We start from the raw sequence: 13605 nt of genomic DNA, 5'->3' as shown, positions 1-13605 counted from the left end.
AGGAGCTAGGTCAGAGCTGTACCCCGGCGGGGGCGGTGTCCGCGCCGGGGTCGCCCGGTCGGCGGAGCTGGTTGCTCCCTGGGGGCCGCTGGGGGCCGCTGGGGGCGAGGGCCGGGGTGGTCAGCCGGGGGCGGCGGTGATCCGGCCGGTGGCGATCGCGGTGGTCAGCGCGGCGTGGTCGGAGCGGGTCTGCTCGGCGTAGCGCAGGGCGAAGTCGGCGATGGCCCGGTCGAAGGAGTCGCCGGAACCGAGGTAGGCGGCGATGGCGACCCGGTCGCCGGACCTGGCGTGACCGTGCGCGAGGGTCTGGCCGCAGAGCGCGGCGTAGCGCAGCAGCAGGTCACCGGGCATGCCCTCGATGACGGCGGAGCCCTTCATGTCGCGCAGCTGCCGCCAGTAGAACTCACGGCCGCCGGGGCCGGTCGACCAGCCGAGGAAGCTGTCGCCCGCCGCCTGCAGCAGGCGTTGCCCGGCGACCACCCGGTGGCCCTGGTGGCGGTGCCGGGCCGGGGCCAGGTGTGCTTCGAGGACGGAGCGCTCGGCCTCCTTCACCTGGAGGAAGAGCGGTTCGCCGGTGGTGCGGCCGCGCAGCAGCACGATGTAGCAGCGGGTGCCGACACTGCCGACGCCGACCACCTTGCGGGCCGCGTCCAGCACCTCGAAGCGGTCGAGCAGCTGGGCGCGCTCCTCGGGCAGGGTGGCCCGGTAGTCGTCGAGGATCTGCCGCACATTGGTGAAGGTCGCCCGGTCGAGCGGTTCGAGCAGCGGCGGGTCGTGGATGATCCGCGGGGTGCCGCCCTTGCCCGGCTCGGTGAGCTTGGCCAGGGCCTGCAGGCTGGTGCGGCCGCGCGCCTTCGCCAGGTTGGCCTCGACCCGTCGGCGGTATCCGCTCTTGCGCACCTGCGGCAGCAGGTCGGCGGTGTCCACCCGCTCGTACCAGACGTCCAGCTCGCCGCGGTCGGCCAGCCGGCGGATCGCGAGGCGGTAGGCCCGCGCGCTGTCCCGGGCGGCGGCGTGGGCGGTGGCCTCGCTCTCCTCGTTCGCGGCGGCGGCCACGGCGATGCTGGCGGCCAGCCGCTTGACGTCCCACTCGAAGGGGCCGGGCAGCGTCTCGTCGAAGTCGTTGAGGTCGAAGAGCAGGGCGCGTTCCGGTGAGGCGAAGACGCCGAAGTTGGAGAGGTGGGCGTCGCCGCAGAGCTGGACGGTGAGGCCGGTGTGCGGTGCGGCCGCGAGGTCGGCGGCCAGCACGGCGGGCGCGCCGCGCAGGAAGCCGAAGCGGGTGGCCGCCATCCGCGCGTAGCGGACCGGCAGCAGCTCGGGCACCCGGTTGGCGCCCTGCCGCTCCAGGATCTCGACGGGGTCGGCGCGGTCCGGGGCCGGTGTCCAGCTGCCGTGCGAGGAGCGGGGGACCCGCTTGCGGGTCTGCCGGCCGGTGGTGATCGAGCTCTGGCGTCCCATGCCTTCAGTCTGCTGCGCCCGGGCGGCCGCCGCGCGGGGTGAAGGGGAGGGGGCTGACATATGGCCCGGATCACCATGAAAGGGGCCTCGGGTGGGGTTGGTTGGTGATGGTCCTCACGCGGGTTTCGGGAGTACTACGGGGGGTCGTTGGTGGTGGTGGGTGGGGTTTTCGGTGGTTGGGGGTTTGGGTTGGGGTTGGTCCGTGGGGTGGGGGTGGTGGGGGTGTTCGTGCTGGTGGGGGCGGTGGTCGGGGTGTCCGGTTTTTTATGGTTCGGGGTGGTTTGGGTGGTGGGTTGGGGGGTAGCGGGGTGGGTTCGGGGGGTGTGGTGGGGGTGGGTGGTCTACGGGGTCGGGTCGTAGGTGGGGGGTCTTGGCGGGGGTGGTGGTGGTTGCTAACAATTGGTCCAGTCGCCAGCCGCGGTGTCCGGGTCTTCGGGTCCGGTCGTGGTTTTCCGTTCGGTGCCTGTGCCGTTGTGTGTCGGGTGCCTGGTGCTTTCCGCCCTTGTTGTTCGTGCGCCGTCCGTGTGCGGTGCGGGTGGGCTGTGCCCTGTCTGATTGAGGTTGTCGTTTGAACGCCGTTTTCTCTGCTTCTCGTGTGCGTAAGTCTGCTGCTCTTCTTGTTTCGGCTGCTGGTATCGCGGCGTTGGGTGCCGCTGTGGCTCCGTCGGCCGCGTCGGCGGCGACGCCGCAGGAGATCGCGGCGAGTGTGGTGCCGGGTGACCAGTTGGCGTCGTTCGACCAGATCATCGCGCATGAGAGTGGTTGGAACGTGACGGCGACGAATCCGTCCTCGGGTGCGTACGGTCTGGCGCAGGCGTTGCCGGGTTCGAAGATGGCGTCGGCGGGTGCGGACTGGCAGACCAACGCGGGTACGCAGATCAAGTGGGCGTACGACTACATGAACTCGCGGTACGGCAGCCCGAACCAGGCGTGGGCGTACTGGCAGATCCACCACAACTACTGACAGCCACCCCATGACGGAGCCCCCCTCGCGAGGGGGGCTCCGTCATGGGCGCCCGCGATCACGGGTGACGGCGGTCTGCCTTCGGGCGGCCGTCACCCGTGATCGCGGGCGGAGCGCCTGCGGGCCAGGTCCTTGCCCTCCTGCGGCAGCGCGTCGGCGATCAGCAGGCGGGGCAGCAGGTCCGGCTCCAGGGTCAGGGCGCGGAAGACCAGCGCGACCGTCACGTCGTGGTCGGGCCGGTGCACGATCTCGATCCGGTCGCCCGCGCACAGGTCGCCGGGCTCGATCACGCGCAGGTACGCGCCCGGGCGAGCGGCCCGGGTGAACTGCTTGATCCAGCCGTCCCGCTCCAGCCAGCCCTGGAAGGTCCCGCACGGGATCCGCGGGCACGACACCTCCAGGACGACGTCCGAGCCGATCCGCCAGCGCTCGCCGATCAGGGCGCCGTTGACGTCCAGCCCCGCGGTCGTGAGGTTCTCCCCGAAGACGCCGCCGTGCAGGGGCCGCCCCAACTGGGCCGCCCAGTCGTCGAGATCCTCGCGGGCGTAGGCGTAGACGGCCTGGTCGGCGCCGCCGTGGTTCTTCACGTCGAACACCCGGTCGCCGGCGAGGCCGACCTCGCCGGTGCCCTTCGGCCCGGGGGCGTGCACGGCGACCGGGCCGTCGACCGGCTGCTTGTCGATGCCCGTGTTGCGCAGGTCCTTCCAGGGGTTGGGCCGGGGCCGGCCGACATTGACGCTGAGCAGTTCCATGGCCCGACCGTACGGGCTGCGTGGCATCGAGGCGACGGTATTAGGGAGTGACCGCAGGGCTCGCGGGGTCCGCGGGGAGCGGAGTCTCGCCGGCCACCGCGACGGGGCCTGCCGGCAGGCGGTCAGCGCGGTGTGCGGACCTCGAACCAGACCGACTTGCCGCGCCGCCGCCGGTGCGGTGCCACACCCCAGTCCGCGGCCAGCTCGTGCACCAGGTGCAGGCCGTAGCCGCCGGGGCGCAGCGGGTCGGGGCGGTGCGGTCGCAGGCGGTCGCCCTCGCGGTCGGCGACCTCGACCCGCAGCGCGTGCCGGCCGCGGCGCAGGCGCAGGTACTCGGGGCCGCCCGCGTGCAGGAAGGCGTTGGTGGCCAGCTCGGAGACCAGCAGCAGCACGTCGTCCGCCCACTCGCGGCCTGCCCGGTCGGCGGCCGGCAGCCAACCCCAGTCGCCCAGCGTGCGGCGGGTGAACTCCCGGCAGTCACGTACCTGCCGGGGCACCTTGAGCACCGCGCGCCGCCGTCCGCGCCCCGACGCGGGCGGCCGTCCCCGCCCGAGCAGCCGACCCAGCTCGCGCGTCCGGCCCAGCCCGCGCCGCGCCGCTCGCCCCAGCGAGCCGCGACCGCGCCGGACGGCGGCGACGCTCGCCGTGGGCCGGACACTCTGCACGCTCACCCGAACCATCCTCCTCAGCTGCTCCCGCACTGGTCGCCTGCCCGCCCGGGGCGGATCCATGCGGGTACGTTCGCAGAACGTGACGGTGACGGTGACGGTGGGGGGACGGTGACGGTGGGGGGACGGGCGCGGGGCGGGGCGGGAGCCGCCCGGGTCAGCCGGCGCCGCCGTGGTCCTCGGCCGCGATGGCGCCGTCCTGCGGGGTGATCGGGGCCGGCAGCTCGTCGCTGCCGGTGAGGTAGCGGTGCACCGCCGCGGCGGCCGAGCGGCCTTCGGCGATGGCCCAGACGATCAGCGACTGGCCGCGGCCGGCGTCGCCCGCGATGAAGACACCGTCCACCGGGGAGGCGAAGGCGTGGTCCCTGGCGAGGGCGCCGTCGGCGGTGGCGGGCAGGCCGAGCTGGCGAACCAGCCGGCTGCTCCGGTCCGGGCCGCGGAAGCCGAGCGCGAGCAGCACGAGGTCGGCCGGCAGGGCGCTCTCGCTCCCGGGCACCGGTCGGCGGCCGCCGCTCGCCGTGCGGGCCAGCCGGACGGCGGTCACGTGGCCGCTTCGGTCGCCCTCGAAGGCGACGGTGGTGGCGGCGAAGGTCCGGATGCCGTCGTCCTCGGGGTGCAGCGCGTTGGCCTCCTCGTGCGAGGTGGTCTCGCGGTAGACCTTCGCGTGCACCGGCCACGGCTGCGCGGTGGACCGGGCGGCCGGCGGCCGGGGGTTGATGTCGACCTGCTGGATGTCCAGCGCGTGCTGGCGCAGCGCGGTACCCACGCAGTCGGCCGCGGTGTCGCCGCCGCCGATCACCACCACCCGGCACCCCCGGGCGCTGAGCGGGGATCCGCCGAGGTCGCCGGCGGCGACCCGGTTGGCCAGCGGCAGGTACTCCATGGCCTGCCGGATGCCGGTGAACTCGCGCCCTGGCACCTCCAGTTCACGACAGACCGGGGCGCCGGTGGCGATCACCAGCGCGTCGTGGCTCTCCCGGAGCAGGTCCGCCGCCAGGTCCTCACCGACCCGCACGCCGGTGCAGAACCTGGTGCCCTCGGCGCGGAGCTGGCCGATCCGCCGGTCCAGCCGGTGCTTCTCCAGCCGGAAGTCGGGGATGCCGTAGCGCAGCAGTCCGCCCGGGCGGTCGGCGCTCTCGTAGACCGTCACGGCGTGCCCGGCGCGGGTCAGCTGCTGGGCGGCGGCCAGGCCGGCCGGGCCGGAGCCGACCACGGCCACTGTCCGGCCGGTGCTGTGCGCGGGTGGCCGCGGGCCCTCGCAGCCGTCCTCCCAGGCGCGGTCGGCGATCGCCAGCTCGATGTTCTTGATCGTCACCGGCTCGCCGTCGATCGCCAGCACGCAGGCGCTCTCGCAGGGAGCCGGGCAGAGCCGTCCGGTGAACTCGGGGAAGTTGTTGGTGGCCGCCAGCCGGTGGGCGGCGGCCTGCCAGTCGTCGGCGGCGACCAGCTGGTTCCACTCGGGGATCAGGTTGCCCAGCGGGCACGCCCGGTGGCAGAACGGCAGCCCGCAGTCCATGCAGCGGGTGGCCTGGGTGCCGACGATCGGCAGCAGGGCGCGGGGCCGGTAGACCTCGGCCGAGTCGTGCGCCCGCTCGGGGAGTGTGCGGCGGGCCCGCTCCTGCCGAGGGGTGCTGAAGAACGCCATCGGATCGGCCATCGGTGCCCCGGGCGGGTGGGTGGTGCGGGTGGTGGTGCGGGTGGGTGGTGCGGGTGGGTGGTGCGGGTGGTGGTGCTGGAGTGGCTGTGCGGTGCCGGCGGGGGCCGCTCGGGCGTCGGCGGCCTGCGGAGGTGCTCTGTCTGAAACCGTACGCTCGCCGGGGCGCCGCCGGTAGCGGGACCGGGCCCGGGAACACCGCCGGCACCGGGAGGGGGCTCCTCACGAGCGGTGTTCCCGGGCGCCGGTCGGCTCAGTCGGCCGGGCCGGTGGTGAGGGTGACCGTGGCGCTGTGCTGGGCACCGGCGGCGTCGACCCACTGGACGCTCACCTGGCTGCCCGGGGTCTGGCTGCTCATCAGATCGGTGAGCGCGTCCGGGTCGAGCACGGTCCGGCCGTCGACGGCGGTGATCTCATCGCCCTGGGCGAGCCCGGCCTGCGCGGCGGGGGAGCCCTGGACCACCCCGGCGATCGGGACGCCGGAGCCGGAGCCGGAGCCCTGGCCCGAGCCCGAGCCCGAGCCCTGGCCCGAGCCCGCTCCGGAGCCGGTGGCGACCTCCACGCCGAGGAACGCCGTCGGGCCGATGTGCACCTCGGTGCTCGCCTTGCCCGCCTCCATCTGCTGGGCCAGCGGCAGCGCCGCGTCGATCGGGATCGCGAAGCCCTGCGAGGCGGCCTGCTGCTGCGATCCGGAGCCGTCGGAGCCGGCGGTGTCGATGCCGATCACCGCCCCGGAGGAGTCCACCAGCGAACCGCCGGAGTCGCCGGGCTGCACGTCCGCGTCCACCTGGATCATGCCGCTGAGCTGCTCGGAGGTGCCGCTGCCCTCGTCGCTCGCGGTGATGTCCTGGTTGAGCGCGGTCACGCTGCCCGAGGCCGCGGTCGGGGTCCGGTTGGTGCCGCCGGCGTTGCCGATCGCCGTCACCGTGTCACCCACGGCGACCTTCGAGGAGTCGCCGAGCTTCGCGGGCGCCAGTCCGGAGGCGTCCTTCAGCTGGATCACCGCCAGGTCGCCGGTGCGGTCGTAGCCGACCACCGTGGCGGTGTAGGTGTGGCCGTTGCCCACATCGGTCGCGCTGATCGAGGTGGCGCCGTCGATCACGTGGTTGTTGGTGAGCACCTCGCCGGAGCTGGAGAGCACGATGCCGGTCCCGGCCGCCTCGGCGCCCTGGTAGCCGACCGCGACGTCGATGTTCACCAGCGTCGGGTCGACCGCGGTGGCCACTCCCGCGCCCGCGCCGGAACCGCTGCTCCCGCCCGCGCCCGACTGCGTGAAGGGCGCCGCCGGGTTGGCGGGCCGGAGCGGCGAGGCGGCGTCCCGCTGCTGCCAGAACGCGTGGTCGAGGCCGACCCCCGCCAGCACGCCGGCCATGACCACCGCCAGCAGCACCAGCGAGGTCCGCCCCGCGCGCCCGCGCCGCGGCGGCACCGGCGGGTAGCCGTGCTGGGGCGGGCCCCAGCCGCCGGGCGGATACGGGGGCGGCGGTGGGGGGAGGTGGCCGGACGGCGGGGTCGGCGGCGCGCCCGGGACGGCCGTGCCCGGCAGCGGCGGCGGGCCCCAGCCGCCGGGAGGGACGGCGGGGCCGGTGCCGTGGCTGGTGCCGTGGCTGGTGCCGGAGCCGGGGGCCTGGTCTGCGCCGGGTGCGCCGCCCCGGTCGCCGCCCCGGTCGCTGCCGTGGTCGCTGCCGTGGCTGTCGGGGTGGCCGTACTGCTCCGGGCCACCGGATCGGGTCGATTCGTCCGCGCCGTGATTTTCGCTCATGACCGCCCCAACAGAAGCTCGTGCCGACATCAGCCGAAGAGGCTCTGACTCCGAGGAGCCGAGCGGGTTCCACCTCCCTCCATGATGCGAGCAATCACCTTGAAGTACGTGAGGGAGGAATGAGCTTGTTCTTTAACCTGGTGCTGCGGAAACCTGGCGCCGCGGCGTCCGGCGGGTGGCCCGTCCGATCTGACTGTCCTACCGGTCGTTGATGATGGCCCGGTGACGACCCGACTGAAGATTTTCGCCGACTACCACCAGATCCACGTCATGGACGAGGACTCCGACGACGACCTGGGCCGGGCCTGGTCCGCACAGGCGGTGCTCGACGGTGTCGGCGTCGCCGACGGCATCGTGCTCCTCGGCACCGTGAACAACATGCACGTCGCTGTCACGGTGGACCTCCTCGACGACGAGCCGGTGGACGACAGCGCCGACTTCGACCACGTGGTGGAGGCCGCCCTGCACGTGCCCTCGGGGTGCCTGACGGTTCTCGGCTGCTCCGACTACCTGCCCGACGCCGCCCGGTTCGACGTCCCGGTGGGATGGCTCCGGGTGCGTGCCGCCCGCTCCGGCCTGGACGCCGCCGCCGCGGACCCGCGGGGCTTCGCCTCCGAGGACATCCGCCTGCAGATCTGGCCGGCGCCGCAGCGGGAGCCTCGGGTGCTCACCAGGTGGACACGGCCGACGGCATAGGCCGTCCGGGGCACGGCGGCCGCACGGCAGGCCTGACCCGCGCCGGGCGGCGGCGCGGTGGGCGCGGGGGCACGATGGGAGGGGGCTCTGTCGTGGCCGTTTCGGCTGCCGCGGCTGCTGCGGCCGCCCTGGCCGCTGAGCGCTCGGAAGCGGAGGTGGTGGTGATGGCGGAACATCCCGACTTCAACCGGGGTCAGGAGCAGGCGCACCCCGCGCACGACGTGGTGCACGAGGTGGCCGAGATTCCCACCTGGGCCGTGGTGTGGATGGTGGGCATCTCGATGGGGCTCGGCCTCGCGGCGGCCCAGATCTCCACCCTGTGGATCCTGATCCTCTTCTCCGTGTTCTGGGGCGCCACCGTGCTGGCGATGCTCTGGTGGGCGGCCCGATGGGTGCTGCACCGGGAAGGGAGCGGTGGCTGGCCTCGGCAGCCGGCGTACTGAGACACGGGTTCTGAGGGGGCACGGGTTCTGAGGGGCACTGGCTCCGAGGGGCTCGGTGGGCACCGGTGACCGCCTGGGTCGCCGGGCCCGCCGCGGCCGTGCGGGCACCCGGCGGACGACGGGGCCGCCCCGAGCTGAGGTGAGGTGAGTGCGGATGGCCGGGAACGACGGTGTGCCGCCCCGGGTGGTGGTCGGTGTCGACGGGTCGCCGTCGTCACGGGCCGCGCTGCGCTGGGCGGTCGGGCACGCGAGGCTGCTGGGCGGGGTGGTGGAGGTGGTCGGCGTGGTCGAGCTGCCGGTGAACTTCGGCTGGTCGGCGCCGGTGGTGGACACCACCTTCGATGAGGACGTCACCCGGCGCCGCTTCACCGAGGAGCTCGACGCGGTGCTGGGTGCGGGTGAACGGCCGGTGGCGGTACGGGAGCTGCTGGTGCGAGGTGATCCGGTGGAGGCGCTGCTGGAAGCGGGGCGCGGGGCGGAGGTGCTGGTGGTCGGCAGCCGCGGCCACGGCTCGGTCGCGCGGGCGCTGCTCGGCTCGGTGAGCACCGAGGTCGCGCGGCAGGCGCCTTGCCCGGTGGTGATCGTTCGGCCGGAGGAGCGGTGAACGCCGTCTGAGCCGGGCTTCGGCGGCCGGTGCCAGGGCTGCTGCCAGGTCCGGTGCCAGGTCCGGTGCCAGGTCCGGTGCCAGGGCTGCTGCCAGGTCCGGTGCCAGCGAAGTGTCAAGATCGGCTCGCTGGGCGCCAAGGGCGCGTCAGGGCGGCGTGGAATCGATCGGGCGGTGGTTAGTGTTCGGGACGAGGTAAGGCACCGCTTCGTCCGTGGGGGACCAGGCGGGGCCGCGCCGATGGGAGCGCACCGGCTTTTCGGTGACGGCATCGGCGGCCAGGTGTTGGGGAGGGGGCGCGCGACCGGGGAACGGTCGCGCGCCCCCGGCACACCGTCGGGCGCTCGGCGCGGTTCAGGCGCTGGTGCGGTTCGGTGGTTCGACGGCCGCGGCTCAGGCGGCCTTCGCCGGGCGGTGCAGTGAGTCGAGCGCCGCACCGGCCTGGGAGGCCAGGGTGACGGCGACCAGTCTGGCCTGGCGCGAGGGCACGGCACCCGGGGTGGGTTCGAGCATGAAGCGGCCGATGTAGGTGCCGTTGCCGAACATCCGCAGCTCCACGTCCTCGTCCGGCAGGCCGAGCCGGTCGGCGTCCCAGCTCCGCTGCCCGACCACGATGGAGCCGTCGTGCTCCAGCCGCGGCGGGCGGCCGAGCAGGGAGCCGTACTCGAAGCGGCAGCCGCGCAGTTGGAGCAGCTCGACCAGCTGGTCGCGCACCTGGTCGACCACTGTCAGCGCCGAGTTGGCACTGCGCGCGAGCGCGGCGGTGTCGCGGATCCGGGTCAGGTAGCCGGCGTCGGTGATCGCCAGGACCCGGAAGCGCCGGGCCCGGGCGGCCAGCTGGGAGACCGCCAGGCCGACCGCCAGCAGCAGCGCGGCCGTGGTCAGGTCGGCCGACTTGCTGATCGCGAACTGCTCGTACGGACGTGTGAAGAAGAAGTCGAAGCAGAGCGCGGCGACCACGGCGGCGACGGCTCCGGCCGACCGCCGGCCCAGGGCGGCCACCGCGACCACCACGACGACCAGCAGCAGCGCGACATTGGTGTTGGCGATGCCGCCCCGGAAGGGCAGCAGCACCGCGCAGAGCGCCAGGGGCGCGGCCACGGCGGCGAGCAGGGCGAGCGGGCCATGGGCCGGGTGCCGAGCGGTGGCCCCGCTGCTGTTCCGGCCGGGACGCCGAGCTGGGCGCCGACCGGGGTGCTGCCGGGGGCTCGGGCGGGGTGTCCGGTCGGTGGGCCGGATGGGACTGCGAAGCATCACACACCTCCTGCCCTCCGGTGTAGCAGCCCACCGCGCCACGCGCGCGGTACGGGCCCGGTGTTGACGCGATCCATGCGCGGTGCCGCGCCGGGACCTGGGGGCTGGGGGCCGGGGCCTGTCCGGCAGGTCCCGCCGCGCGTGGTGTCCGGGCAGCCCCTGGCGGCCCCGGGCGCACGCGCGCCTCGGCGCGGTTGCTCAGCCCAGGTCGCGCACGGCCGCCAGGACGTCCAGGGCGAGCTCCGGGTCGGCCTCCTCGCCCAGGCTGACGGAGATCCGGTCGGCCAGCCCGGCGTAGCGGCGGTGGATCTCGCGGGCGACCTCCGGCACCGTCCCGGCGACCGCGAAGGCGGCGAACACCTCGTCGTCGATCAGCTCGGCCATCTGCTGCCACCGCCCGCGTAGCGAGAGGCGGTGCAACTCCTCGTGCAGCTCCGCCCAGCCGTGCTGGGCCAGCACCGGCCGGTAGGCGGGGGTGGAGGCGTAGAAGGCCAGGCGCTCGCGCACCCCGGCCAGGTTGGCCCGCAGTTCCTCCTCGGTGCGGCCGGTCGCGGTGAGCACGTTGCCGACGATCTCGAACGGCCTCCTGGTCCACGGCGCGCCCTCGGCCTCGGCCTGCGCGCGGGCCGCGGTGAGGCCCGGCAGCACCTGCTCGGTGAGGTAGTCGACGGAGGTGAAGGGGTGGCTGAGGAATCCGTCGGCGACCGCGCCGGCGGTGCGGGTCATCAGCGGCCCGACGCCGGCCAGCAGGATCCGCGGCACCCCGGTGGGGATCGGGTCGGGGGAGAAGAGCGGGGTCATCAGGGTGTGGGTGTAGAAGTCACCGCGGAACCTGAGCCGCTCGCCGGTCTGCCAGCTGTGCCAGATCGCGCGCACCGCGTGGACGTACTCGCGCATCCGGGCGGCCGGGCGGTCCCAGGGCATGCCGAAGCGCTTCTCGATGTGCGGCTTGACCTGCGAGCCCAGGCCGATGACGGCCCGTCCGCCGGAGGCCTCGTGCAGTCCCCAAGCCTGGTAGGCGAGGGTCATCGGGGTGCGGGCGAAGGCGACCGCGACCCCGGTGGCCAGCTCGATCGTGCTGGTGCGGTCGGCCGCCCTGGCCAGTTGCAGGAACGGGTCGTGGGCCATCTCGGCGACCACCAGGCGGTCCATGCCCCGGCGTTCGGCCTGCTCGGCGGCGGCGAGGATGCCGGCGGGTTGCCCGGAGGCGGGGGCGTCGAGGCGGAACGTGGCGGGCGGGCGGTCCATCGGGGGTGGCTCCTGGCGGCAGGTCGGTGGCGTTGCCCTCGTACCCTCCCATGCCGGCCTGCCCTCCCACGCCGGGACTGCTCTCCCACGCCGGGACTGCTCTCCCACGCCGGGCCTGCTCTCCCACGCGGGGACTGCTCTCCCACGCCGGGACGGCCGCGCGGGACACCCGTCGGTCGGCGGGAATGCCCCCGCCGACCGGCTGGAACGGTCGGTGAGTTGTCGAAACGGAAGGTGACCGAGCAGTAGCTTTGCCGGGTCAGTTCAGTGAACATCTGTTCCGCTTTCGTGAAGGGCCGTCATATGCCTCTGCCCAGGGCCTCCTCCCGCTCGCACCGCCGTCCGGCGCGCTCGGTGCTGACCCTTGCCGCGACCTTCGCCGGCATCCTCGCCGCCGCGCCGGCCGTGCCCGCGCTCGCGGCTCCGGCGCCGGCCACTCCGGCACCAGTGGCCCCGGCGGCTGCCCCTTCGGCGACCAGCCCCAGTGCCTCCGCCGCCAGTGCCACCCCGCACCTGGACGCCGTCGAGCAGACGCTGCGTCAGGTCTCGCCTGGGCTGGAGGGAACGGTCTGGCAGCGCACGGACGGCAACGCGCTGGACGCCCCCGCCGGCGACCCGGGCGGCTGGCTGCTGCAGACCCCGGGCTGCTGGGGCGATCCGAGCTGCGCCGACCGTCCGGGCAGCCAGGCGCTGCTGGCGAAGATGACCGCGAACATCGCGGCCGCCACCCGCACGGTGGACATCTCCTCGCTCGCCCCGCTGCCGAACGGCGCCTTCGAGGACGCCATCGTGGCCGGGCTCAAGTCGGCGGTGGCCTCGGGCCACCAGCTGCGGGTGCGGATCCTGGTCGGCGCCGCGCCGCTGTACAACATCAACGTGCTGCCCAGCTCCTACCGCGACGAGCTGGTCGCGAAGCTGGGGCCCGCGGCCGGGTCGGTCACCCTCGACGTGGCCTCGATGACCACGGCCAGGACCGCCTTCTCCTGGAACCACTCGAAGCTCCTGGTGGTCGACGGCCGGAGCGTGATCGCCGGCGGCATCAACGACTGGAAGGCCGACTACCTGGAGACCGCGCACCCGGTCACCGACGCCGACCTCGCGTTGAGCGGACCGGCCGCCTCGACCGCCGGCCGCTACCTGGACACGCTGTGGGGCTGGACCTGCCGCAACAGCGGGCCCCTCTCGGCCGCGTGGTTCGCCGCCTCCAACGGCGCCGGCTGCCTGGCCACCCTGGAGCAGGACGCCGATCCGGCCCCGGCCGCCACCGGCTCCGTGCCGGTGATCGCGGTCGGTGGCCTGGGAGTCGGCATCCAGGCGGTGGACCCCGCCTCGTCCTTCCAACTGCCGCCGGTCAGCGCGCCGGTGAGCGGCCCGGCCACGGCCTGCGGGCCGCTGAACCTGCCCGATCGCACCAACGCCGACCGCGACTACGCGACCGTGAACCCGCAGGAGAGCGCGTTGCGCGCGCTGGTCGCCAGCGCCACCAGCCACATCGAGATATCCCAGCAGGACCTGAACGGCACCTGCCCGCCGCTGCCGCGCTACGACGCCCGCCTCTACGACGCCCTCGCGGCCAAGCTCGCCGCCGGGGTCAAGGTGCGGATCGTGGTCAGTGACCCGGCGAACCGGGGCGCGGTCGGCAGCGGCGGGTACTCGCAGATCACCTCGCTCTCCGAGGTCAGCGATGTGCTGCTGGACCGGGTCAGCGCGGTCACCGGCCAGGACCGGGCGGGCGCCAGGGCCACCGTGTGCCAGAACCTGCAGCTCGCCGCCTTCCGGGCCGCGCCAGGTGACCGGTGGGCCGACGGGCACCCCTACGCGCTGCACCACAAGCTGGTGTCGGTGGACGGCGCGGCGTTCTACCTCGGCTCCAAGAACCTCTACCCCGCCTGGCTGCAGGACTTCGGGTACGTGACGGAGGATCAGGCCGCCGCCGCACAGCTGGACGCGCGGTTGCTGGCGCCGGAGTGGCAGTACTCGCAGGCCGCCGCGACCGTGGACTACGCCCGCGGGCTCTGCTCGGCCTGAGCCCGGGGTGCGGTCGCCGACCATCGACCGTCAACCATGGCTTGGCGGAAGGATCTTGACGAAATCCTGACGGG

12 protein-coding genes are annotated in these 13605 nt (G+C 74.2%); 5 read left to right on the top strand and 7 right to left on the bottom strand.

The genetic code is table 11. The features are described 5' to 3' along the window. Nucleotides 1-120 precede the first annotated feature (120 nt). On the bottom strand, nt 121-1458 hold the full coding sequence (locus OG455_RS01255) for a DUF2252 domain-containing protein (protein WP_266289210.1): 1338 nt from the start codon (nt 1456-1458) through the stop codon (nt 121-123). Between the two features lie 568 nt (nt 1459-2026). On the opposite strand from OG455_RS01255, the gene OG455_RS01250 reads away from it, so the two are divergent. Next, a complete protein-coding gene (locus OG455_RS01250; protein WP_266289208.1) occupies nt 2027-2422 on the top strand; it encodes a transglycosylase SLT domain-containing protein in 396 nt (131 codons plus the stop codon). Between the two features lie 92 nt (nt 2423-2514). Here the strand turns inward: OG455_RS01250 and OG455_RS01245 are convergent, their stop codons facing one another. The 4 genes from OG455_RS01245 to OG455_RS01230 form a co-directional block, all read right to left on the bottom strand. Next, nucleotides 2515-3174: an MOSC domain-containing protein gene (locus OG455_RS01245; RefSeq protein WP_266289206.1), complete on the bottom strand. Its 660-nt coding sequence runs from the start codon at nt 3172-3174 to the stop codon at nt 2515-2517. A gap of 122 nt (nt 3175-3296) precedes the next feature. Next, nucleotides 3297-3845: an ATP-binding protein gene (locus OG455_RS01240; RefSeq protein WP_266289204.1), complete on the bottom strand. Its 549-nt coding sequence runs from the start codon at nt 3843-3845 to the stop codon at nt 3297-3299. Between the two features lie 154 nt (nt 3846-3999). Further along, nucleotides 4000-5499, bottom strand: a complete 1500-nt coding sequence (locus tag OG455_RS01235; RefSeq protein ID WP_266289202.1) for a glutamate synthase subunit beta — start codon at nt 5497-5499, stop codon at nt 4000-4002. A 250-nt stretch (nt 5500-5749) separates the two neighbouring features. Further along, nucleotides 5750-7258: a S1C family serine protease gene (locus OG455_RS01230; RefSeq protein WP_266289200.1), complete on the bottom strand. Its 1509-nt coding sequence runs from the start codon at nt 7256-7258 to the stop codon at nt 5750-5752. Between the two features lie 222 nt (nt 7259-7480). On the opposite strand from OG455_RS01230, the gene OG455_RS01225 reads away from it, so the two are divergent. From OG455_RS01225 to OG455_RS01215, 3 genes are all read left to right on the top strand, one after another. Then, a complete protein-coding gene (locus OG455_RS01225) occupies nt 7481-7954 on the top strand; it encodes a hypothetical protein (protein WP_266289198.1) in 474 nt (157 codons plus the stop codon). Between the two features lie 164 nt (nt 7955-8118). Beyond that, the gene (locus tag OG455_RS01220) at nt 8119-8397 is read left to right on the top strand and encodes a hypothetical protein (RefSeq protein WP_266289196.1); all 279 of its coding nucleotides are present in this window, start codon (nt 8119-8121) and stop codon (nt 8395-8397) included. A 154-nt stretch (nt 8398-8551) separates the two neighbouring features. After that, on the top strand, nt 8552-9001 hold the full coding sequence (locus tag OG455_RS01215; RefSeq protein WP_266289194.1) for a universal stress protein: 450 nt from the start codon (nt 8552-8554) through the stop codon (nt 8999-9001). A 393-nt stretch (nt 9002-9394) separates the two neighbouring features. Here the strand turns inward: OG455_RS01215 and OG455_RS01210 are convergent, their stop codons facing one another. Together OG455_RS01210 and OG455_RS01205 are read right to left on the bottom strand one after the other, a co-directional pair. Beyond that, nucleotides 9395-10255: a DUF4118 domain-containing protein gene (locus OG455_RS01210; RefSeq protein ID WP_266289192.1), complete on the bottom strand. Its 861-nt coding sequence runs from the start codon at nt 10253-10255 to the stop codon at nt 9395-9397. A gap of 198 nt (nt 10256-10453) precedes the next feature. Continuing rightward, nucleotides 10454-11503, bottom strand: a complete 1050-nt coding sequence (locus OG455_RS01205; protein WP_266289190.1) for a TIGR03617 family F420-dependent LLM class oxidoreductase — start codon at nt 11501-11503, stop codon at nt 10454-10456. Nucleotides 11504-11806: 303 nt separating this feature from the next. On the opposite strand from OG455_RS01205, the gene OG455_RS01200 reads away from it, so the two are divergent. Next, nucleotides 11807-13531 carry a phospholipase D-like domain-containing protein gene (locus tag OG455_RS01200; protein ID WP_266289188.1) on the top strand — a complete coding sequence of 575 codons (1725 nt, stop codon included), beginning with the start codon at nt 11807-11809 and terminating at the stop codon, nt 13529-13531. Nucleotides 13532-13605 lie beyond the last annotated feature (74 nt).

It is taken from the genome of Kitasatospora sp. NBC_01287 (assembly GCF_026340565.1).
GTDB lineage: Bacteria > Actinomycetota > Actinomycetes > Streptomycetales > Streptomycetaceae > Kitasatospora.
This window is presented reverse-complemented; position numbering and strand designations above follow the sequence as displayed.

Bases quoted from the DNA above. Each gene is read 5' to 3' on its own strand.
- OG455_RS01255 (WP_266289210.1), bottom strand. From the start codon at position 1,458: ATGGGACGCCAGAGCTCGATCACCACCGGCCGGCAGACCCGCAAGCGG.
- OG455_RS01245 (WP_266289206.1), bottom strand. From the start codon at position 3,174: ATGGAACTGCTCAGCGTCAATGTCGGCCGGCCCCGGCCCAACCCCTGG.
- OG455_RS01235 (WP_266289202.1), bottom strand. From the start codon at position 5,499: ATGGCCGATCCGATGGCGTTCTTCAGCACCCCTCGGCAGGAGCGGGCC.
- OG455_RS01230 (WP_266289200.1), bottom strand. From the start codon at position 7,258: ATGAGCGAAAATCACGGCGCGGACGAATCGACCCGATCCGGTGGCCCG.
- OG455_RS01220 (WP_266289196.1), top strand. From the start codon at position 8,119: ATGGCGGAACATCCCGACTTCAACCGGGGTCAGGAGCAGGCGCACCCC.
- OG455_RS01215 (WP_266289194.1), top strand. From the start codon at position 8,552: ATGGCCGGGAACGACGGTGTGCCGCCCCGGGTGGTGGTCGGTGTCGAC.
- OG455_RS01210 (WP_266289192.1), bottom strand. From the start codon at position 10,255: ATGCTTCGCAGTCCCATCCGGCCCACCGACCGGACACCCCGCCCGAGC.
- OG455_RS01205 (WP_266289190.1), bottom strand. From the start codon at position 11,503: ATGGACCGCCCGCCCGCCACGTTCCGCCTCGACGCCCCCGCCTCCGGG.
- OG455_RS01200 (WP_266289188.1), top strand. From the start codon at position 11,807: ATGCCTCTGCCCAGGGCCTCCTCCCGCTCGCACCGCCGTCCGGCGCGC.